Source organism: Streptacidiphilus sp. MAP12-33, from assembly GCF_041261265.1.
In the GTDB taxonomy this organism is placed as follows: domain Bacteria; phylum Actinomycetota; class Actinomycetes; order Streptomycetales; family Streptomycetaceae; genus Streptacidiphilus.
In genome coordinates, this window is the sequence record NZ_JBGCCA010000001.1 from 448228 (window position 1) to 468685 (window position 20458).

General features: G+C 70.6%; 16 protein-coding genes. 7 read left to right on the top strand and 9 right to left on the bottom strand.

All coding sequences use genetic code 11. The features are described from left to right. Positions 1-16: 16 nt before the first annotated feature. The 6 genes from ABH931_RS02110 to dnaK all read right to left on the bottom strand — a co-directional run bounded on the left by ABH931_RS02110 (position 17) and on the right by dnaK (position 6494). The gene (locus tag ABH931_RS02110) at positions 17-544 is read right to left on the bottom strand and encodes a hypothetical protein (RefSeq protein WP_370109230.1); all 528 of its coding nucleotides are present in this window, start codon (positions 542-544) and stop codon (positions 17-19) included. 199 nt (positions 545-743) lie between these two features. Then, positions 744-1709 (bottom strand): LuxR C-terminal-related transcriptional regulator, encoded by a 966-nt coding sequence (locus tag ABH931_RS02115; protein ID WP_370109232.1) that lies wholly within the window; start codon positions 1707-1709, stop codon positions 744-746. Between the two features lie 495 nt (positions 1710-2204). Continuing rightward, positions 2205-2684: a heat shock protein transcriptional repressor HspR gene (locus ABH931_RS02120; protein ID WP_370109234.1), complete on the bottom strand. Its 480-nt coding sequence runs from the start codon at positions 2682-2684 to the stop codon at positions 2205-2207. 1 nt (position 2685) lies between these two features. Further along, positions 2686-3867, bottom strand: a complete 1182-nt coding sequence (dnaJ, locus tag ABH931_RS02125; protein WP_370109236.1) for a molecular chaperone DnaJ — start codon at positions 3865-3867, stop codon at positions 2686-2688. 93 nt (positions 3868-3960) lie between these two features. After that, entirely contained in the window at positions 3961-4644 is a 684-nt protein-coding gene (grpE, locus tag ABH931_RS02130; protein WP_370109238.1) for a nucleotide exchange factor GrpE, read from the bottom strand. After that, complete coding sequence (gene dnaK / locus ABH931_RS02135) at positions 4641-6494, bottom strand: molecular chaperone DnaK (RefSeq protein WP_370109240.1); 1854 nt, start codon at positions 6492-6494, stop codon at positions 4641-4643. Before dnaK ends, grpE begins: the two co-directional genes overlap by 4 nt. Before the next feature lie 244 nt (positions 6495-6738). Between dnaK and ABH931_RS02140 the strand changes: the two genes are divergently transcribed. Next, positions 6739-8937: a (Fe-S)-binding protein gene (locus ABH931_RS02140; RefSeq protein ID WP_370109242.1), complete on the top strand. Its 2199-nt coding sequence runs from the start codon at positions 6739-6741 to the stop codon at positions 8935-8937. An 80-nt stretch (positions 8938-9017) separates the two neighbouring features. Then, positions 9018-9860, top strand: coding sequence for a LamG domain-containing protein (locus ABH931_RS02145; protein ID WP_370109243.1), 843 nt, complete (start codon positions 9018-9020; stop codon positions 9858-9860). A gap of 47 nt (positions 9861-9907) precedes the next feature. Here the strand turns inward: ABH931_RS02145 and ABH931_RS02150 are convergent, their stop codons facing one another. Genes ABH931_RS02150 through ABH931_RS02160 form a run of 3 tightly spaced genes read right to left on the bottom strand, consistent with a single transcriptional unit; the run spans position 9908 to position 14231 of the window. Continuing rightward, positions 9908-11596: an ArnT family glycosyltransferase gene (locus tag ABH931_RS02150; protein ID WP_370109245.1), complete on the bottom strand. Its 1689-nt coding sequence runs from the start codon at positions 11594-11596 to the stop codon at positions 9908-9910. Beyond that, positions 11596-12609 (bottom strand): glycoside hydrolase family 26 protein, encoded by a 1014-nt coding sequence (locus tag ABH931_RS02155; RefSeq protein WP_370109247.1) that lies wholly within the window; start codon positions 12607-12609, stop codon positions 11596-11598. The genes ABH931_RS02150 and ABH931_RS02155 overlap by 1 nt, the downstream gene beginning before the upstream one ends. A 14-nt stretch (positions 12610-12623) precedes the next feature. Then, positions 12624-14231, bottom strand: a complete 1608-nt coding sequence (locus ABH931_RS02160) for a glycosyltransferase family 2 protein (protein WP_370109249.1) — start codon at positions 14229-14231, stop codon at positions 12624-12626. A gap of 214 nt (positions 14232-14445) precedes the next feature. Here ABH931_RS02160 and ABH931_RS02165 point away from each other — a divergent pair, with 214 nt between their 5' ends. The 5 genes from ABH931_RS02165 (at position 14446) to ABH931_RS02185 (ending at position 20422) form a co-directional block, all read left to right on the top strand. Then, complete coding sequence (locus ABH931_RS02165) at positions 14446-15681, top strand: ricin-type beta-trefoil lectin domain protein (RefSeq protein WP_370109251.1); 1236 nt, start codon at positions 14446-14448, stop codon at positions 15679-15681. A gap of 79 nt (positions 15682-15760) precedes the next feature. Then, positions 15761-17014 carry a LamG domain-containing protein gene (locus tag ABH931_RS02170; protein WP_370109253.1) on the top strand — a complete coding sequence of 418 codons (1254 nt, stop codon included), beginning with the start codon at positions 15761-15763 and terminating at the stop codon, positions 17012-17014. Beyond that, positions 17011-18672, top strand: a complete 1662-nt coding sequence (locus tag ABH931_RS02175) for a hypothetical protein (protein ID WP_370109254.1) — start codon at positions 17011-17013, stop codon at positions 18670-18672. Before ABH931_RS02170 ends, ABH931_RS02175 begins: the two co-directional genes overlap by 4 nt. A 4-nt stretch (positions 18673-18676) precedes the next feature. Further along, positions 18677-19603 (top strand): LamG domain-containing protein, encoded by a 927-nt coding sequence (locus ABH931_RS02180; RefSeq protein WP_370109255.1) that lies wholly within the window; start codon positions 18677-18679, stop codon positions 19601-19603. Between the two features lie 75 nt (positions 19604-19678). Further along, positions 19679-20422, top strand: coding sequence for a Yip1 family protein (locus ABH931_RS02185; RefSeq protein WP_370109257.1), 744 nt, complete (start codon positions 19679-19681; stop codon positions 20420-20422). The last annotated feature ends 36 nt before the right edge of the window (positions 20423-20458 follow it).

Sequence of the window (20458 nt, forward strand, 5' to 3'; positions counted from 1 at the left end):
GGGTACGAGCCTGAGGTCAGGACGCCTCGGGGTAGGTGACGGACGTGTCCGCCCAGTCCAGCGCGGTGATGATGGTGTGGCGCAGCTGCTGGTCGGTCCAGGTGGTGTCGAACTCCAGCGGCAGCACCGGGGAGACCTCCTCCAGGGTGGAGATCATCGGGCTGTGGGCGACGGCCTTGTCGACCAGCAGCACGACCGGCTTGCGCAGCGCGGTGGCCCAGCCCAGCTCCATGCCGACCCCGGCGGAGAGCGGCGAGCCGACATAGGCGATGGCCAGGTCCGCGGACTGCATCGCGCGGAACGCGGACGGCACGCGGAGGCCGACACCGACACCGCGGGTGGTCCACACGTCGTCGTGGTGCGTGCTGAACACGCTCACGCCGGCGTCCAGCAGGGACTCCCGGAGGCTCGATATCTTGCCGCGCAGGGCCAGGCTGAAGACGCCGTCGGCGGGACCGGTGAGGCGGAGGGACGGGGCGGCGAGGAAGACGCGCATGGTGCGGCGTGCGTCAGCCGCGATCTCCGCGTCGGACAGCTCGGTCACGATGGGCTCCATCGACATGGTTGACCGCGCAACGACAACTCCCGTACGTTGCGGGATGCGTGCTGCTTGGTCAGACAGGGGAATCAGGTGCCGGCGCCGGCAACCCTTGGGGGGATGCTTCGATGGTGCTGGGGAGACCAGGTGAGCGTCCAGGTTCCGCCTGTGACATCAAACTGCCGCGCAGTGGCACGAGAGGGCGTCACTCCTCAACCCCGTCTCGACGGAGAAGTCCCAACTGAGCTGCGCGGACGCCCGCCTCGAAGCGGCTTTCGGCGCCGAGTTCCTGCATGAGCGAGGCGATGTGGCGCCGGCAGGTTCTCACCGACATGCCCAGACGTCGCGCCACCACCTCGTCCTTGAGGCCTTGGGCGAGCAGTTCCAGCAGTGAGCGCTTGAGGTCGTCGGAGACGTTCTGGTAGCCGGGGCCTTCGGCGTGGAAGGGCTGAGAGGTGATCCAGAACTGGTCGAACAGGGCGCAGAGGAAGGACACCAGGACGGGCTCGCGGACCACGACCGCCCCGGGGGGCTGGTCGGGTTGGGCGCGCTTCGGGATGAACGCGACCTCGCGGTCGACGATGAACATGCGCTCCGCGAGCTGGTCGGCCGTGCGGACCTCCGCACCGGCCTCGGCCATCGCATTGACGTACGATCGCATGCTCAACTGCGTCCGAGTGGTGTGCTGGTAGATCATGCGTACCCGAACACCCCGCTGGGCCATGGCGTAGTCGTTCGGCAGGGAACGCTGCAGGGTGGCTGGATCCCGCTTCCCTCCCGGTTGCATGGTCATCAGGTCACGACTGCATTTGGACACGTACTGGTCGATCATCAGCTGGACCTCGGCCGGATCCGTGACGATCTCCAGGCCGCCGCTGACCGGACCGGAGACGGACCTGCCCAGGTACGCTGGCATGAGCTGCAGAAGCCGCTCACGGGTGTTGTCGACAGCGGTACGGTACGAACGGATGGTCTGTTCCAGCGGCTCGGCGAGCCGTGCGGCGGCCAGCTCCGGGTTGACGGGCAACAGTGGCCCGTCGTCGGCCGATGTCGGTTGCAGGAGATGGTGGGCGAGCAGTTCTTCCCGGCACCGAACGAGGCCCTCACGACCGAGTCCGGTCACCTCGCCGGCGCTGTCCCAGGAGAACCGCCCGTCCACCAGGGCTCTCATGTACACCGCTACTGCGTCCGCGCTCAGTGCTGCCGGCAGCTCCGGTGCACTCGCGGGGTTTGTTCCTGTCTTGTCCGGTTTCATCCTGTGGCCATTTCAGGTCTGGTCACTTGTTGCCACTATCGAACACTGACTTGCGCCTGTTCAGTACCCCATTGTGGTGGATGGTCGCCCTCCGTTCGGCGGCCAGCGTCATGGATCGGCCAAATTTACGACAGTGCGCGATCCGGAGAGAGAGGAAGAGGTTCCATGCGTTCTTCGCGTCGTTCGCTTCGGATGGCCGTCCTCACGGTTGGTGCAGCCTTCTTGAGCATCTTCCTGTGCTCTGGACCGGCCTTTGCCGACCACATCTGGGACGGAAGCACGGCCACGACGTTCGCCGTACAGCACTGAGCTCCCCGGTCGATCCTCCTCGACGACCGGGGTCTGCAAAAGCTGAGGGACCGTGCCTCCCCGGACACGGTCCCTCGGCTATGCCGTTGTGACGTGCGGCCCTCAGCGCGTGCCGTCCGGGCGCGGCTTGGGGCGCCAGACCACGAGGGCCGAGCTCTGCTGGTACGGGACCAGGTCGCGCCGGTAGGAGGCGTGGACCGCCGCTGCCGCGGCCTCCGCCGCGCCCTGGAGTTCCGCCACGCGCGACTGGAGCGCGGTGACCTGGTTCTCCAGCTCGATGATGCGCTTGATGCCCGCGAGGTTGATGCCCTCCTCCTGGGAGAGGCGCTGCACCTCGCGCAGCTGATCGATGTCCCTGGCCGAGTAGCGGCGGCCGCGGCCGGCCGTGCGGTCGGGGGAGACGAGGCCGAGACGGTCGTACTGCCGCAGCGTCTGCGGGTGCAGGCCGCTCAGTTCCGCCGCGACGGAGATGACGTACACCGGGGTGTACTCCGTCAGCTGGTACGCCACTCGGCGGCTGCCGCCGCCGGGAAGACCGGGGCCGCCGGGGCCGCCGTTGGGGCCGTCCGTCATGCCGGGCATCTCACGCCTCCTCCGCTGCCTTGAACAGCGCCGCCCGCGGGTCCTGTGCGGCCGTCGCCTCGCGGTACTTCTCCAGGGCCTCCCTGGCCTCGCCCTCCGTCTTCGGAGGGACCGCCACCTCGACCGTCACCAGCAGGTCGCCACGGGTGCCGTCCTTGCGCACGGCGCCCTTGCCGCGGGCCCGCATGGTGAGGCCGTTGGCCGTGCCCGCCGGGAGCTTCATGCTGACCGCCGGGCCGCCGAGCGTGGGCACCTTGATGGTGCCGCCCAGCGCGGCCTCGGGGAAGGAGACCGGCACGGTCACCGTCAGGTTGTCGCCGCGCCGGCCGAAGACCGGGTGCGGGGTGACGTGGACCGTCACGTACAGGTCGCCGGCCGGGCCGCCGCGCTCTCCCGAGGCACCCTTGCCCTTGAGGCGGATGCGCTGGTCCTCGCCGACCCCGGCCGGAATCCGCACCTGCATGGTGCGGGCGGAGGTCGCACGGCCGCTGCCGTGGCAGACCTCGCACGGGTCGTCGACCAGCAGGCCGCGGCCCTTGCAGTCGCGGCACGGCTCGCTGAGCGCGAAGTTGCCCTGGCCCCGGCTGACGTAGCCGGTGCCGACGCAGGTCGGGCAGACGCGCGGGGTGGTGCCCGCCTTCGCGCCGGTGCCCGCGCACACCTTGCACGCGGCCTGACTGGTCATCCGGATCGGGACGGTGGCGCCCTCGACCGCCTCGACGAAGCTCAGCGTCACCTCGGACTCGACGTCCGCGCCGCGGCGCGGCTGCGTCGTCGTGCCCCGCCCGCGGCCGCCGAACAGGCCGCCGAAGAGGTCCCCGACACCGCCGCCGCCGCCCCCGCCGCCGAAGCCGCCGCCGGAGGTCTGACCCGCGCCACCACCGAAGAGGTCGCCCAGGTCGAAGTTGAAGCCGCCGCCGGCGCCACCGGGGCGGAAGCCGCCGTTCGCGAAGAGGGCGCGTGCCTCGTCGTAGTCCTTGCGCCGCTTGGGGTCGGACAGGACGTCGTTGGCCTCGGAGATCTCCTTGAAGCGCTCCTCGGCGGCCTTGTCGCCCTTGTTGGCATCCGGGTGGTTCTCCCGGGCCAGCTTGCGGTAGGCCTTCTTGATCTCAGCGGTGGAGGCGTCCTTGGGCACACCCAGGATCTTGTAGTAGTCCTTCTCCACGTAGTCCTTGCCGCTCAACGCGCTCCCTCCTCACCACTGCTGATCGAGATCGTACGGCCCGGGGCCGGCCGCGGCGCACGCTCGCGCGTGCCCGCGACCGACCCCGGTCGGTCACTTCTCGGCGTCACTCTTGTCCTTGGAGGCCTTGGCGCCCTTGGCGTCCTCGGTACCCTCCGCGGACTCACCGTCGGCAGCCTCGGACTTCTCCTCCGACGCGGAGGAGGAGCCGCCCGGCTCCGGCTCGGCGACGGCCACCCGCGCGGGGCGGATGATCCGGTCGCCGATCTTGTACCCGGGCTGGAGGATCTGCACGCAGGTCGTCTCCTCGACGTCCGGCGAGTAGCTGTGCATCAGCGCCTCGTGCAGCTGGGGGTCGAAAGGCTCCCCCTGCTTGCCGAACTGCTGAAGGCCCAGCTTGGCGACGATCGACTCCAGCGAGTCCCCGACGGACTTGAAGCCGCCCGTCAGCTCCTCGTGGTCGCGAGCGCGGCCGATGTCGTCCAGCACCGGCAGGAGGTTCTCCAGGATCGCCGCGACGGCGATCTCGCGGACCGTCACCCGGTCGCGCTCGACGCGCTTGCGGTAGTTCTGGTACTCCGCCTGGAGCCGCTGCAGGTCGGCGGTGCGCTCGGACAGCTGCTTGCGCAGCTCGGCGACGGACTCGGTGCCCGCCTCCGTCTCCTCCGCCGGGGCCGCGCCCGCGGCGGGCTTGGCGCCCGCCGCGTCGCGACCCTTGGCGGCCTTGCCGGAAGCGGCGCCGGGCTCCTCAGAGTTGCCCCGCGTCTCCTCCGTCACTTGGCACCGCCCTCGCGCTTCTCGTCGTCCACGATCTCGGCGTCGACGACGTCGTCCTCGACGTGGGCGTCGGCGTGCGGGGCGTCCTGCGGAGCACCCGCGGCGGCCGAGGCCTCGCCGGCCTGGGCGTAGAGCGCCTGGCCGAGCTTCTGGGAGACGGTGGACAGCTTCTCGGAGGCCTCGCGGATGGCCGCGCTGTCCTCGCCCTTCAGCTTGTCCTTCAGGTCGACGACGGCCGCGGTGACCTCGTCCTTGATGTCACCCGGGACCTTGTCCTCGTTGTCCTTGATGAACTTCTCGGTCGTGTAGACCAGCTGCTCGGCGGTGTTGCGGGTCTCGGCGGACTCGCGGCGACGGTGGTCGTCCTCCGCGAACTGCTCGGCCTCGCGCATCATCCGCTCGATGTCCTCCTTGGGGAGGGCGGAGCCGCCGGTGACGGCCATGCGCTGCTCCTTGCCGGTACCGAGGTCCTTGGCGGAGACGTGCATGATGCCGTTGGCGTCGATGTCGAAGGTGACCTCGATCTGCGGGACGCCACGCGGGGCCGGCGGCAGACCGGTCAGCTCGAACATGCCGAGCTTCTTGTTGTACGCCGCGATCTCGCGCTCGCCCTGGTAGACCTGGATCTGCACGGACGGCTGGTTGTCCTCGGCCGTGGTGAAGATCTCGGAGCGCTTGGTCGGGATCGTGGTGTTGCGCTCGATCAGCTTGGTCATGATGCCGCCCTTGGTCTCGATACCGAGGGACAGCGGGGTGACGTCGAGCAGCAGGACGTCCTTGACCTCACCCTTGAGGACACCGGCCTGGAGGGACGCGCCGATGGCGACGACCTCGTCCGGGTTGACGCCCTTGTTCGGGTCCTGGCCACCGGTCAGCTCGCGGACCAGGTCGGCGACGGCCGGCATGCGGGTGGAGCCACCGACCATGACCACGTGGTCGATCTCGGACAGCGCGATGCCGGCGTCCTTGATGACGTTGTGGAACGGGGTCTTGCAGCGGTCCAGCAGGTCCGAGGTCAGCTGCTGGAACTGGGAGCGGGTGAGCTTCTCGTCCAGGTGCAGCGGGCCCTCGGCGGAGGCCGTGATGTAGGGCAGGTTGATCGTGGTCTCGCTGGAGGAGGAGAGCTCGATCTTGGCCTTCTCCGCCGCCTCGCGCAGACGCTGGAGCGCCATCTTGTCCTTGGACAGGTCGACGCCGTGGCCGTTCTGGAACTGCTTGACCAGGTGGTCGACGACGCGCTGGTCCCAGTCGTCACCACCGAGGTGGTTGTCACCGTTGGTGGCCTTGACCTCGACGACGCCGTCGCCGATCTCGAGCAGCGACACGTCGAAGGTGCCACCACCGAGGTCGAAGACCAGAATGGTCTGGTCGTCCTTGTCGAGACCGTAGGCCAGGGCGGCGGCGGTCGGCTCGTTGACGATGCGCAGGACGTTGAGGCCCGCGATCTCACCGGCCTCCTTCGTCGCCTGACGCTCGGAGTCGTTGAAGTAGGCCGGCACGGTGATGACCGCGTCGGTGACCTTCTCGCCCAGGTAGGACTCGGCGTCGCGCTTCAGCTTCTGCAGCACGAAGGCCGAGATCTGCTGCGGCGTGAAGTCCTTGCCGTCGAGGTTGATCTTCCAGTCGGTGCCCATGTGGCGCTTCACCGAGCGGATGGTGCGGTCAACGTTGGTGACCGCCTGACGCTTGGCGACCTCGCCGACGAGGACCTCGCCGTTCTTCGCGAAGGCGACGACGGACGGTGTGGTCCGGGCGCCCTCGGCGTTGGTGATGACGGTGGGCTCACCGCCTTCGAGGACGCTGACGACAGAGTTCGTCGTACCGAGGTCGATTCCGACCGCACGAGCCATCGTGAAACCCTCCAAAGAGAGGAAGTTGAGCTGAACAGACTCAAGAGTGCCTGAAGCTCCGCCGTGCGTCAACAGACATGAGCGAAGCTGGCTCAACTTTATGTCGCCCCTACGCCGCATGGGCGGTGGTGCGCTATGTCACCCCGGCTTCGACTGGGGATCGGGTACATGAATCGCTACGCTCAGCTTGAACTGCGATAAGTTACTAGTGGGTAGTTGTCGCTCCAGTCTCTGAGGGGCTCGCATGCAAATCGCCGCGATCATCGTGTCGCTGGTTCTGGCCGTGGTCGGCGCGGCGCTCTTCGCGCGCGCGTTCCTCCAGATCTACGGCTTCGTCCGGCTGGGGCAGAACGTGCCCGCAGGCTCGCGCACCAACGACTGGAAGGACCGCACGGTCACCGTCGTCCGCGAGTTCCTCGGCCACACCCGCATGAACCAGTGGGGCATCGTCGGTGTCGCCCACTGGTTCGTCGCGGTCGGCTTCTACACGCTGGTGCTCACCCTGGTGAACGCCTTCGGCCAGCTCTTCTCGGCCGACTTCACCCTGCCGGTCATCGGCAAGTGGGCGCCGTACGAGGTCTTCACCGAGCTCATCGGCGTACTGACCACGCTCGGCATCATCACGCTGATCGTGATCCGCCAGCTGAGCAAGGCGAACAAGCCGGGCCGCAAGTCCCGGTTCGCGGGCTCCAACGCCGGCCAGGCGTACTTCGTCGAGTCGGTCGTCCTGATCATCGGCCTCGCCATCCTGACCCTGCGCGGTCTGGAGGGCGTGCTGCGCGGGGTGCACTCCTACGAGGTCAACTTCCTCTTCTCCTACCCGCTGACGGTCGCCTTCCGCGGTCTGTCCACGGGCACGGTCGAGAACCTGGTCTACCTGGTCGCGATGATCAAGATCGCGACCTCGTTCATCTGGATGATCGTCGTCTCGCTGAAGACCAACATGGGTGTGGCCTGGCACCGCTTCCTCGGCTTCCCGAACATCTGGTTCAAGCGCAACGCCAAGGGCGAGGTCGCGCTCGGCGCGCTGCTGCCGATGCACTCCGGCGGCCAGCCGATCGACTTCGAGGACCCGGCCGACGACGCCGTCTTCGGTGTCTCCCAGGTCGAGGAGTTCTCCTGGAAGGGCATCCTCGACTTCTCCACCTGCACCGAGTGCGGCCGCTGCCAGTCGCAGTGCCCGGCCTGGAACACCGGCAAGCCGCTCTCGCCCAAGCTGCTGATCATGAGCCTGCGGGACCACGCCTACAACAAGGCTCCGTACCTGCTCGCCGGTGAGGACAAGTCGAACGTCCCGGCCGCCGCCGCGGCCGAGGCCGAGCGCCCGCTGATCGGCACCGCCGAGGAGAACGGCGTCATCGACCCGGACGTGCTGTGGTCCTGCACCACCTGCGGCGCCTGCGTCGAGCAGTGCCCGGTGGACATCGAGCACATCGACCACATCGTCGACATGCGCCGCTACCAGGTGATGATCGAGAGCAGCTTCCCGACCGAGGCCGGGACGATGCTGAAGAACCTGGAGAACAAGGGCAACCCCTGGGGCCTGGCCACCAAGGCGCGCCTGGACTGGGTCAAGGAGCTCAAGAAGGAGACCGGCATCGAGGTGCCGGTCATCGGTGAGGACATCGAGCCCGCCGAGGTCGAGTACCTGTACTGGGTCGGCTGCGCCGGCGCCCTGGAGGACCGGGCCAAGAAGACCACCAAGGCCTTCGCCGAGCTGCTGCACACCGCGGGCGTGAAGTTCGCGATCCTCGGCAAGGAGGAGACCTGCACCGGTGACTCCCCGCGCCGCCTGGGCAACGAGTTCCTCTTCCAGATGCTCGGCGCGCAGAACGTCGAGACCCTGAACGCGGCCCTGGAAGACGCCCCGGTCAAGCGGATCGTCGCCACCTGCCCGCACTGCTTCAACACCCTCGCCAACGAGTACCCGCAGCTGGGCGGCCACTTCGAGGTCATCCACCACACCCAGCTGCTGCAGCACCTGATCGACGAGGGCAAGCTGCTGCCGGTGAACCCGGTCGAGGGTCTGATCACCTACCACGACCCCTGCTACCTGGGCCGCCACAACAAGGTCTACAGCCCGCCGCGCGAGATCATGGACAAGGTCCCGGGTCTGCGCCAGCAGGAGATGCACCGCCACAAGGAGCGCGGCTTCTGCTGCGGCGCCGGCGGCGCGCGGATGTGGATGGAGGAGCGGATCGGCAAGCGCATCAACACCGAGCGCGTGGACGAGGCGCTGTCGCTCAACCCCGACATCGTCTCCACCGCCTGCCCGTTCTGCCTGGTGATGCTCTCCGACTCGGTCAACGGCAAGAAGAACGACGGCGCCGCCAAGGAGTCGCTGCGCGTCGTGGACGTGGCCCAGCTGCTGCTGGAGTCGGTCAAGGCCGACCCGGCCGCGCCGGAGGCCACGGCCGAGGAGCCGGAGCCGGTCTCGTCCTGAGCGGCTGCCGCGCGAACCACTGACGGCCCGCCAGAACCTGGTTCTGGCGGGCCGTCAGCGTGTGGTTATGATCATCGGCCATGACCGATCACACGTACGACAACGAGCACGGTGGCCGGACGCGGGGGAAGCGGGGCATCGCCGGCGTGCTGAAGCGCGCGCTGGTGCCGGTGGCGGCCGTGGCCGCGCTGGCAGGCGGCATGGCCGCCGTCGCGCCGACGGCGTCCGCGGCGTCGCAGACCGGCCCCACCGTCCCGGGCCACCCGAACGAGCTCGCCGACGCCACCGGCCACCTGCCGCTGACCGTCCACGGGCCCAAGGGCGCCGTCAAGCACATCAAGGGCGGCTGGGTGCTGAACAGCAGCCGGTCCGCCGTCGCCGTCGCGCAGTCCGGCACCGCGGCGGTCGACGTCAAGCACGCCTTCACCGTCTCCACCTGGGTCTGGACCGGCAACGGCCGCGACCCGGGCGTCGCGGTCAGCCAGGGCACCGGCGAGAACTCCTCGTTCGAGCTCGGCCGCACCTACGACGACGCCCACCCGGGCGGTCCGGCGCTGTGGAGCTTCGACGTCAACGGCCAGGTGGGCGGCCAGTACACCGCCTACGCCCCGGCGGCCCGCTTCCACGCCGCCAACACCTGGGCGCTGCTGACGGGCGTCTGGAACCCGGCCCAGCACCGGGCCTATCTGTACGTCGACGGCGTCCTCGCCGCCTCGCACTACGCGCCCAACGTCACCACCAACCCGGGCGGACTGGTCCTCGGCGCGGCCCGCGAGGGCGGCGGCTGGGACAAGGCGTGGGAGGGCCTCATCGGCCACGTCCAGGTCTGGAACCAGGCGCTGACCTCCGCCCAGATCCTGCAGATCGCCAAGTACGGCGGCCCGCAGCACCTGAGGGCCACGCACTCCTGGCTCGTCGCCTGACCCTGATCCTGACCCTCTGATCGCCGCGTCGGCGCCCGGGGCACCCCTCAGTGGGTAGCGGGCGCCTTCGTCGTCTTCTTGACCGTGGTCCCGGTCTTCGCGGTGCCGGTCTTCGTCGCGCCCGGCTTGGCCGTCCGGGTGGGACGGTGGGCGTGGACGGGCTTCTTGGACGCCGGCGGCGTCAGCACGTAGACCCGGTAGCTGTACACGTGGCCGCCCGCGCCCAGGTAGTGGATCTCCTTGAGCAGCGTGTACCGGTGCGAGCCGGTCACCGCGGCCGCCAGGCCGGAGGAGGTGGGGCCGGTGACGGCGCTGTCCAGGACGACGACCTGGAACGAGCCGGAGCGCACCGCCGCCAGCGTGGCGTCCTGGCCGGTCGGCAGGCCGACCGCGGCGGAGACCCACTGGCCCGGGGTGGTCCTCGCGTCCAGGTAGTAGGCCCCGAGGCCGTCCACCTGGGTCAGGTACTGGCCCTTGGCGTCGACCCGCGAGTCGAGGGTGCTCAGCAGCGCCGAGCCGTCGGGCCAGCCCTGGAACTGCTGCGCCGACTGGTGGACGCCCAGCGCCAGCGTGAGCACCCACAGCAGGATGCCGAGCTGCGGGTTGCGGAAGTGGGCGCCGGTCACCCGGGAGATGCCGACGCCGACCAGCGGCGCGGCGAAGACCAGGCCGAGGGCGAGGTGCCGGGCGAGCGCCGTCTGGTCGCCGACGGCGGCCTGGTAGACGGGCACGAGCCCGGCGGTCCCGCACAGCAGCACGACCAGCAGCACCCGCAGCAGACGCGAGTCGTGCCGGTACTCGGCCTCGGGAGCCTCGTTCATCCGCTCGCGCAGGATGTAGGCGACGCCACCGGCGACCGCGATCAACACGAACAGCCCGCCCAGCCGTCCGGCGAGCCAGAGCGTGTCGAGCGCCCCGGCGCCGCCGTGACCGCGCGTCAGTGCCCCGTCCAGGCCGGTGAGCGCCTGCCGGGTGCCGCCGAAGGGCAGCAGCAGGCCCAGCGCCGGAGCCAGCAGGAGCAGGCCGCGCAGCAGCGACGCGCCCCAGCCGCGGTGCTTGGCCGCGGTCAGCACGGCCAGCAGGGCCAGGCTCGGCAGGACGACCAGCGCGGCGTACTCCGCCGCCACCGCGAGACCCGCGGGCACGCTCGCGGCCAGCACCCACAGCGGGTTGCGGCGGCCGGTGCGCACCACCACCCAGGCGGCGACGGTGACCAGCAGCACGGCCAGGGCGTCGGGCGAGGCGTAGAAGCCGAGCACCACGGTGGACTGAAGGACGGCGTAGGCGGCCGCGGCGATCAGCGCGACGCGCTCGTTGAACAGGCGCCGGCTCAGCGCGTACAGCACGGCGGTGGTGGCCAGCGCGCAGAGCAGGCCGATCAGGCGGGCGCCGGCGACCCGGTCCCAGGACTCCCCGAAGCCCGCCAGCGTCGGGTAGAACCAGGGCGCGCCGGGAAAGCGGTGCACCAGGTCGGTGCTGATCGGCGTGGAGTGCAGCAGGTGCGCGACCTCGGCCCGGCCGACGACCAGCGCGTTCGCCTCGGGGGTGTCCGCGGTGTTGCGCAGCCGCAGCGACAGCGCGGCCTGGATCACCAGGACGCAGAGGAGCAGCAGCCGGCTGACCCGGTCGCGGCGACGGCTGGGCGCCGCCGACCAGGCGCTGTCGGGGACCTCCGGGATCTCGTAGGGCACCCGGTGGTCCGCCGCGGTGAAGGGAGGTGCGGTGAAGGTGTCCATCAGGGATTCCGGATGTCGAAGCCGAAGAGGGGGTTGGACAGGCGGAGCTTGTAGTCGGCCAGTGGCTCGGGTGTCGTCTCGATGCGCCAGTCGGCGCGCTTGACGATGTCGAACCAGACGAAGCCGAGCACGTCCGGGTGGGACTGGATGCCGCTGAGCAGGTCGTCGACGTCCGCGAGCCGGCGCTTGGAGTTCTGGGAGGCGGTCTCGCTGATGAAGAACGGCTTCTTGGTGAAGCCGCGCACCTCGCGCATGGTGGGCTCGAAGAGCGTGTTCCAGGTGTGCTCGCCGTACAGGGCGTAGTAGCCGATGACCCCGACCCAGTCGACGTAGGCGTCGCCGGGGTAATAGGGCGCAAGCCGGGTGCTGCGGGCCGGGTTGATGATGTTCGGGCTCCACACCCAGATGACGTTGGTCGCGCCCGCCGCCTTGAACAGGTCGTGGATGTGCCGCCAGGCGGCGACGAACTGCGCGGGGGTGGCGGCCTGACGGCCCCAGGGGTACCAGTTGCCGTTGAACTCGTGGCCGAAGCTGATCGCCACCGGCAGGTCGACCGAGGCGACCGCCTTGGCCACCGAGGTGATGTAGGCGTCACTGGAGCCGGAGGCGATGGCCGCCAGACTCGGCTTGTACGGCTCCCACGCCATGTAGGGGATGGCCCCGGCGGCGAAGATCCGGCGGGCGCCGCTGGTGTCGAAGCCGTCGCCGAACGAGGCGTAGTACTCCAGGACGTTGGGCTTCTTGCCGATCTCCTGCTGGTACGGCCCGAGCGCGTCGAGCGACTGCGGGATGCCGGGCAGGGCCGCTCCGACGTACTTGTGCGAGGGGTCGAGCAGCGCGGAGACGTCGTAGGGGCCGCCGGCCGAGGGTGCGGAGACGACGCCCTCGTCCTGCCCGCCGGCACCGGTCAGGTCGGGCTCGGTGTTCAGGGCGCAGCCGGTCAGCAGCAGCGCGAGCACGGACAGCAGGGCGCCCAGGCGGGCGGCGCGCGGCATGGCGTGGATGGACTTCATGGCGTCTCCCTCGGTCAGTGCGCCCGGGGCTGGACGAGCACGCGCCCGACCACCGCGGCGTAGAAGAGGCCGGAGGAGAGCACCAGCACGAAGTCGACGGGGTTCATGGTCAGCATCCGGTAGAGCGCGGCGGTCACCCAGACCACGGCCGAGGTCGCGCCCCAGCCGATGACGCCGGCCCAGAAGCGGCGGGTCTTGTTCTTCTTGGCGCCGCTGGAGCCGGTCGGCTGCCAGCCCATCCGGTTGCGCCGCAGGATGTCCCAGATGGCGTACAGGTGCGCCCAGCCGTACATCATCCGGGTCGACCAGGCTTCCAGCCGGTACGGGTTGCGGTGCCACCAGGGGAAGATCATCGTCGCGTAGACCAGGCTCGGCAGCACCAGCGCCATGTTCTGGATCCGCAGCGCCTGTGGTACCGCGAGCAGCAGCATGATCGGGATCATCGGCGCGACGAAGGTGAACAGCGCCGTGTGGATGTAGTAGCAGAACCCGGAGAGATAGCAGAGCCGCGTCGAGAAGCGCATCCTGGTGCGCCAGAACTTGCCGCTGCTGAGCAGGCTCATCGAGCCGGAGCACCAGCGGTACTGCTGGTTGAAGAACGCGCCCGCGGTGTCCGGGCAGACGCCGGTGGACAGCGCGATCGGCACGTAGCGCAGGTCCCAGCCCAGGCGGCGCAGGTCGAAGCCGGTGTGCACGTCCTCGGAGTGCTCGATCAGCGTCGTGCCTCCGTTCTCCTCCAGGGCGGCGCGCCGGTACATGGCGCAACTGCCCACGCAGATCGCGCCGTCGTGGTTCTGCCGGGAGACCTGGACGGAGCGGTAGAACAGCTCCTGCACCGCTCCGGCACCGCGCTCGATCCAGTTCTGCTGGTCGGTGATCCGGAAGAACTGGGGCGACTGGACGATGCCGAGCCGCGGGTCCTGCTCCAGGTAGGGGACCAGCTCCTCCAGCAGGTCCGCGCGCGGCGCGAAGTCGGCGTCGAGGATGAGGATGTACTGCCCGTCGGAGTTCTCGAAGCCGAAGTGCAGGTTGCCGGCCTTCTTGAACCAGCCCCGGTCGTAGCGGGTGCCGTAGACGAAGCCGAAGTCCACTGCCATGGCCGCAAGTTCGGAGCTGGCGGAGTCGTCCAGGACGTACGGGGTCACCACGCCCGGATAGCGGTCGCGCAGCCGGGCCACGTGGGTCCAGGTGTTGTGCAGCACCTCGATGGGCTCACCGCAGACGGGCAGGAAGACGTCGACGCTGGGGTACTCGTCCGGGCGCCAGTCGCGCACCAGCTTCTTGTGCGCGGCCAGGTCGAAGTCCCGGCTGAAGCCGTTGACCTTCAGCGAGAGCAGGTAGTAGCCCGTGGTGAAGACCAGGAACGGCGCGTAGAGCCAGAGCCAGGGGGACATCCGCACCAGGGCGAACTGGCTGACGGACAGGCAGCCGAAGCTGACCAGCGAGCAGAGCGTGAGGATCCACAGCCGCCGTCGCGTGTAGCTGTACTTCTCGCTGTCCGTGGGCGGTTGCGGCAGCAGCCCGTGCGGCTTGGTGGGGCCGCCGCGTCGTGCCCGGCGTCGTCGGTCGCCGGACGGGGTCCGCTGCTTCGGTGCTGACGAGAGCTGACCGGTGACAGACATGGACTTCTCTCAGGAGAGGGCGAGGGGACCCCGGACGACTCCGGAAGCGGCGGACACAGCATCAACCACTAGGGTTGGCCATCCTAAGCAGCGCTCCTGAGCGGTCCGGACGACAAGTGACGAATCTGTGCGACTTACGGACAATTCTTCAGCGCATTGCAATCCGATCGTGATGATCCGGGCCTGGCTGTCCGGTGGAGGGACGTGCGTGATCATGCGCGCAGGGGCCGGCGGCAGACGACGCGTCGGAGAGGGCCTGGTGGGCCTTGTCTCGGCGGTGTGCGTCCTCGCGACGCTGGCGGCCTGTGCGAGTGGCGCGACCGGAGCCTCCTCGCAGGGCCCGAGCACCTGGGGGCCCGGGGCCTCGGTGAGCCCGAGCACCTCCGCCGCGGCCGTCGCGCCGGTCTCGTGCACCTCGCCGCAGGTTCCCTTCCCCAAGACCTCGGTCCAGGGCGGGTCGTACGTCATCGAGCCCGACCAGTGGAACGCCTCGGGCACCGTCTGCCTCGACACCCCCGGTACCACCGGCTTCACGGTGTCCAAGGTCGACAACATGGTGCCGAAGACGGCCGGCACCCCTGGCGCCTACGCCAACGTGGCCACCGCTCCCGGTGCCCTGGGCCTGCCCGTCCCGGTGACCGCGCTCGGTGACGCCACCTCGGACTGGAGCGCCGCCGCGAACGCCACTGGCAACTACGACCTGGCGTACGACCTCTGGTACGGCCCGAACGCGGGTTCCTGTGTTCCGTCCGAGAGCGCCGAGCTGATGGTCTGGCTGCGCTCCACCGACGACGTCCGCCCTGCGGGGGACCCGGTGCCGGGCACGATCACCCTCGCGGGCGACGACTACCGCGTCTACCTCGCGCCGAAGAGCTCCGCGCACACGGTGATCAGCTACGTCCGCATCCAGCCCACCGACAGCGTGCGGGGGCTGAACCTGCGCCTGTTCACCCAGGACGCGGTGCAGCGCGGCTACGTGCCGCTCTCCTCCTATCTGTGCAAGGTCTCCGCGGGCTTCGAGATATGGAGCGGCGGGGTGGGCCTGTCCACCCGGTCGTTCGCCTTCCACGGCCAGGTCGGCCTGCCGAGCGGCCCGATCGCGACCGCCGACGCGGCCGACTGCCTGGCGCCCGCCACCGGTTCGGCCGTGCGGCTGTCCTCCTGCGGGCAGCCCGCCGCCACCGGCCGGCCCTGGACGCTGGCCAACGACGGCACGCTGCGGGTCGGCTCCTCCTGTCTCCAGGCCGTCGCCCAGGGCCGCGCGCCGGAGCTGCGCCCCTGCTCGGGAGTTCCGCAGCAGCGCTGGGCCGCGGGCGGCGGTCGGTCCCTGGTGAGTTCCGTCACGCACTCCTGCCTCGCGGCGGACGGTGTGTCAGGCCAGGTGGTGCTCCGGCCCTGCAACGGAGCCGACCAGGAGCAGTGGACGCTGCCGCACAACGATTCGGAATGAATCGGGCGTAAACCGCCCGCGTATCGCGGGTCCTGGGACGGCATGGGCAGGCAAAGGGTCATGCCTTAGCATTCCGCCCATGACCGATCGACCAGTGAGCTCCGCAGGCGGGCAGGAGCCCCAGCCCGGCGCGCAGCCGTCCGCGCACGACGCACCGACACAGCGGGTCGGTCAGGTCTCCCCGCAACCGCAGCAGCCGCCGCAGGCGCCCGCGGGCTTCGGCCCGCCCGGGTCCGGCTACGGCTACCCGCCGCCGGCTTCCGCGCAGCAGCCCTCCGCGCAGCAGCCCTCCGCGCAGCAGCCCTCCGGGCAGCCGTCCTTCGCGCAGCAGCCGACCGTGCCTCAGCAGTCCGCCGCCTGGCAGCAGCAGCAGCAACAGCCGCAGCAGCCCTGGAGCGCGATGGGCCCGACCGGTCCGACCGGGACGATCCGCGGCGTCGAGCCGGACTGGACCATGCTCGCGGACCAGCACGAGAACGGACAGCGACGCAAGCGGAAGCTGGCGATCGGCGGCGGGATCGTCGCCGTCCTCGCCGTGGCCGGCACCGTCGGCGCGCTGCTCGTCACCGGCCACCACGACTCGACCCGGGCCGGAGGCGGCCCCACGCCGACCGTCTCGCACTCCGGGAGCGCCCAGCCCTCCGGCGGCCCGAGCAGCGCCCGGCCCGCCCCGGCCCCGGACCCGGGCACCTACGGCTCGATATCCCCGAGCCGCGGCACCCTGGCGCTCGGCGTCGGCAAGGACGCGAAGCAGGGCAAGGCCCCCGGCCGCTCCGTCGACGCGCTGCTGCTGCCCAGCGGCCAGGACTCGTTCGCCTCGACCACCGGTCCGGTCGTCGCCACCGGTGCCGGCTTCACCATCTCCGCCCAGGCCCGCTCGGACCAGCCCACGGGCGTCCGCACGGTGCTGAGCCAGGGGGCGGCCGACTTCTACTCCTTCACCCTCGGCCGCACCACGGCCGGCGCCGACAACCGCTGGGTCTTCAAGGTCCAGGTGCCGGGCGGCGGTTCGGTGGCGGTCCAGTCCAAGGGCAGCGCGGCCACCAACCAGTGGACGCTCCTCACCGCGGTCTACGACAGCGGCAAGAAGGAGATCGCCCTCTACGTCAACGGCGCGCTCCAGGGCACCGCCAAGGTCACCGGCATCCGGCAGACCCAGGGCGGCCTCCAGGTCGGCCGGGTCCGCTCCAACAGCCAGTGGGTCTCCCCGTGGCACGGAGCCGTCGCCGGCATCCAGGTCTGGAACCACGCGCTGTCCGCGGCCGACGTCGTCAAGGTCGCCGCCGGACCGTCCGCCGAGCCCCGCCCGGACTACGCCTGGCTGCTCGGGTGACCACTGGCACGAGGTCGGGCGGACAGTGGATCCGCCCGGGCGCCGACGGTGTTCCCGTGGTGACCTTCGACCCGAAGCCGTCCGAGCGGGACCGCGAGGCCGCTGCGCGGGAGGCGGCCCGGCCTGCCCGTGCGGGCGAGCCCCGGCCGCCGCGCGCCCGGTTGCGCCAGGACTGGCTGCCGCTGCTCGGCGTGCTGCTCGTCCAGGGCGTGCTCTCCTACCGGCTGGTCGGCACCAACACCGCCTTCGTCGACGAGGGCACCTACATCTACTCCGGCTACCAGGAGTTGGCGCACATCCTGCACGGCAGGCCGGTCGCGCCCTACGAGAGCTTCTTCTCCGGCGCCCCGGTCATCTACCCGGTGGTCGTCGCGCTGGCCGACATGGCGGGCGGTCTCACGGGCACCCGGCTGCTCAGCCTGTTCTTCATGCTGAGCGCCACCCTCGCGGTCCACCTGGCGACGCGACGGCTGCGCGGCTCGACGGCCGCGTTCTTCGCGGCGGCCCTCTTCGCGGGTCTGGGGCCGACGCAGTTCCTCGGCATCTACTCCACCTACGACGCCATGGCGCTGGCCTGCCTGGCCTGGGCCGGCTACTTCGCCGTCCGGCTGGCGACCGGCGGGACGTATCTCTGCGTCCTCCCGGCGGCGCTGGCCATGGCACTGGCGGACGCCACCAAGTACGCGTCGCTGCTGTGGACGCCCGCGGTGCTGGGCGTCGCCGTCTTCGCCGGACGCACCGGTTCGCCGTGGGCGTGGGCGCGTTGGCGCCGCGGCCTGGTGCTGTTCGCGGTCTGGGCCGTCGCGCTGGTCGTCCCCGCTGTGGCGGCGGGCGGGGTCTACTGGCACGGCTTCGACAGCACCACCCTGCAACGCAAGATCGGGACCGACGCCCCCGGGTACGTCGCGCGCGCGGCGGCGAGCTGGGTCGGCGCGCTGCTGGTGCTCACCCTGATCGCGCTCGTGGTCAGCTGGTTCGCCTCGCGGCGGCGCGGCGGCGTGCGAGCCGAGTTCTGGCTCGTGCTGGTGCTGCTGGGGGCGGGCGCGGCCGCGCCGGTCAACCAGATCCGCATCCACACCTGGCTGTCGTTGCAGAAGCACGTCGACTTCGGCGCCTGGTTCGCCTGCATCGCCGTCGGTGTGCTGCTGGCGCGGGTCTTCGTGGTGCTGGCCCGCCGGGTGCACGCGTCGCTCGCGGTGGCGACCAGCGCCGCGCTCGTGGGCGTCCTCGGCTGTGTGGGCGCCTCGCAGGCGAACGACATGTTCTCGGCCTGGCCCAACTCCAGCCCGCTGATCGGCACGCTCAAGCCGTACATCCAGAAGGGCACCGACCAGTACCTCGTCGAGGACTACGACGTGGTGGCCTACTACTTCAAGGACGACTCCAACTGGCAGCAGTGGAGCGACCTGGTCGGCAAGACCTACCAGGACCCGGTCACCCACCAGGTGCTGACGGGCGCCGACGCGATCAAGGCCGCCGTGGCCGCGCACCAGTACCAGGTCGTCGTCCTGGACTTCGCGCAGACGGCGGCCATCGACGCGGCCGTCCAGCCCGCGTTGAAGAAGGCCGGCTACCGGGTGCTCACCACGGTGGTCAGCACCGAGGGCCGCACCTCGGCCAAGTACACGATCTACCTGGCGCCGGGATTCGCGGAGTGAGCACGTGAGCTACAGTCCCCCACCTCCCTACGGGCAGCGCGCGGCCGAACCGGACTGGAACGCGCTGGCTGACCGTAACGCGCAGGAGGGGCGGGACCGCCGACTGCGCCGGGTCACGGCGGCGGCCGTCGCCGGGGCGTTCGTGGTCGGCGGGCTCGCCGGCTGGGGCCTGGGCCGTCTGGGGACCACGAGCGAGGTGGCCGCGCCGGGTCCCGTCGCCGTCCGGTCGTCCTCCGCTGCGGCCCCGACGCCCGCTTCCGGGCCGGCCGTGGGGCCCCGTCAGCTCGCTGACGGTGCCGGTGCGGCGCCGTTCGACCTCGGTCTGGCGGCGAGCGTGCGCTCCGTCGGTGCGACGCCCGGCGCCCTCGGGCATCCCGGGGCCACGGCGCACGTCCTGTGGGGCGTGGGCGATCCGGACTCCTACGCCGCGACGGCCGGTCAGGTCGTGGACACCGGCCACAGCTTCACCGTCTCCGCCTGGGTCCTCAACAAGGCCGCGGTGGACGGGCGCAGCGCGGTCAGCCAGGGGGACGGCGGCTACTTCGGCTTCGATCTCGGCCGTGACTTCTGGCCCCACCACAACAAGTGGACCTTCAAGGTGCAGACAGCCGAGGGGAACCAGGACGGCACCGTGAAGGCCGTCTACTCCACGGCGGACTCGACGGTCGGCCAGTGGGTCCACCTGACCGGCAGCTACGACGCGAGGGCGCACACGATCGCACTCTGGGTCGACGGGAAGCTCCAGGGCACGACGACGGTGAGCGGCATCGTCCCCGAGCCCGGTCCGCTGCAGCTCGGCCGGCTGACCGACCAGAACCGCTGGGCCGACCACTGGGTCGGGATGATCGCCGGAGTTCAGCTGTGGGATGCCGCGCTGACCCCCGCGGCCGCGGCGGCGACAACGCCCGTCCACAGCTGGCTGGAGAACTGAGCCGTTCCTGTCACAGCTGTGTTCCGGGTGATCACATGATCGTTCGACGGTGCGGCGGACGGGTACCGTCGGGTTGTGCGTCTACGAGGAATCAAGATCGGCGGGGAGCGGGGGCCGGTGGCCCCCGCGGGTCAGGCGGTCGCGGTCGATCCGGCCGACGAGCCGGGTCACACCCGCTCCTTCACTGTGCCCGAGATGGCCCTCCCGGCCGACCCGGACGCGGAGGAGCACGTCGCGGTCTACCGCGCGGGGCAGCCGCACCCGCAGGTCGGGTCGGAGCGGCTGCCGTGGCGGGAGCTGCTGCGCGGCATCGTGCGGCACCCCACCCGGACCTTCGCGCAGATGCGCGCCCACCAGGTCTGGGGCCCGGCGCTGCTGGTCTCCGCCGGCTACGGCCTGGTGGCCTCCCTCGCCTTCGGCGACACCAGCGGCCAGGTGCTGAACTCGACGTTCGCCGTCGCGGTCGCCATCCTGCTCAGCAGCGCCGCCGGGTTCGTCGTGGCCGGGCTGATGTTCGGCTCGGTCACCCACGCCCTGGCCCGCCGCCTCGGCGGGGACGGCGCCTTCGCGCCGACGGTGGGGCTGGCCATGCTGATCTCCTGGCTGACGGACGTGCCGCGCCTGCTGCTGGCCCTGTTCCTGCCGAGCGGCAACGGCGTGGTGCAGCTGCTCGGCTGGGCGACCTGGGGCCTGTGCGGGTGGCTGCTGGCGTCGATGCTGCGGCAGCTGCACGACCTGCCCTGGGGCAAGGCGCTGACGGCGGCCTCGCTCCAGCTGGTCATGCTGCTCGTGGTGATCAAGCTCCCCACGCTTGGTTGAGCCTCTTCAGGGGGCGTGCGGTTGAATGGGGTCAGT

What these genes read in the sequence shown, in the direction of transcription:
- ABH931_RS02115 (WP_370109232.1), bottom strand. Translation starts at nt 1,709, where the DNA reads ATGAGAGCCCTGGTGGACGGGCGGTTCTCCTGGGACAGCGCCGGCGAG.
- ABH931_RS02120 (WP_370109234.1), bottom strand. Translation starts at nt 2,684, where the DNA reads ATGCCCGGCATGACGGACGGCCCCAACGGCGGCCCCGGCGGCCCCGGT.
- dnaK (WP_370109240.1), bottom strand. Translation starts at nt 6,494, where the DNA reads ATGGCTCGTGCGGTCGGAATCGACCTCGGTACGACGAACTCTGTCGTC.
- ABH931_RS02140 (WP_370109242.1), top strand. Translation starts at nt 6,739, where the DNA reads ATGCAAATCGCCGCGATCATCGTGTCGCTGGTTCTGGCCGTGGTCGGC.
- ABH931_RS02145 (WP_370109243.1), top strand. Translation starts at nt 9,018, where the DNA reads ATGACCGATCACACGTACGACAACGAGCACGGTGGCCGGACGCGGGGG.
- ABH931_RS02150 (WP_370109245.1), bottom strand. Translation starts at nt 11,596, where the DNA reads ATGGACACCTTCACCGCACCTCCCTTCACCGCGGCGGACCACCGGGTG.
- ABH931_RS02155 (WP_370109247.1), bottom strand. Translation starts at nt 12,609, where the DNA reads ATGAAGTCCATCCACGCCATGCCGCGCGCCGCCCGCCTGGGCGCCCTG.
- ABH931_RS02160 (WP_370109249.1), bottom strand. Translation starts at nt 14,231, where the DNA reads ATGTCTGTCACCGGTCAGCTCTCGTCAGCACCGAAGCAGCGGACCCCG.
- ABH931_RS02165 (WP_370109251.1), top strand. Translation starts at nt 14,446, where the DNA reads ATGCGCGCAGGGGCCGGCGGCAGACGACGCGTCGGAGAGGGCCTGGTG.
- ABH931_RS02170 (WP_370109253.1), top strand. Translation starts at nt 15,761, where the DNA reads ATGACCGATCGACCAGTGAGCTCCGCAGGCGGGCAGGAGCCCCAGCCC.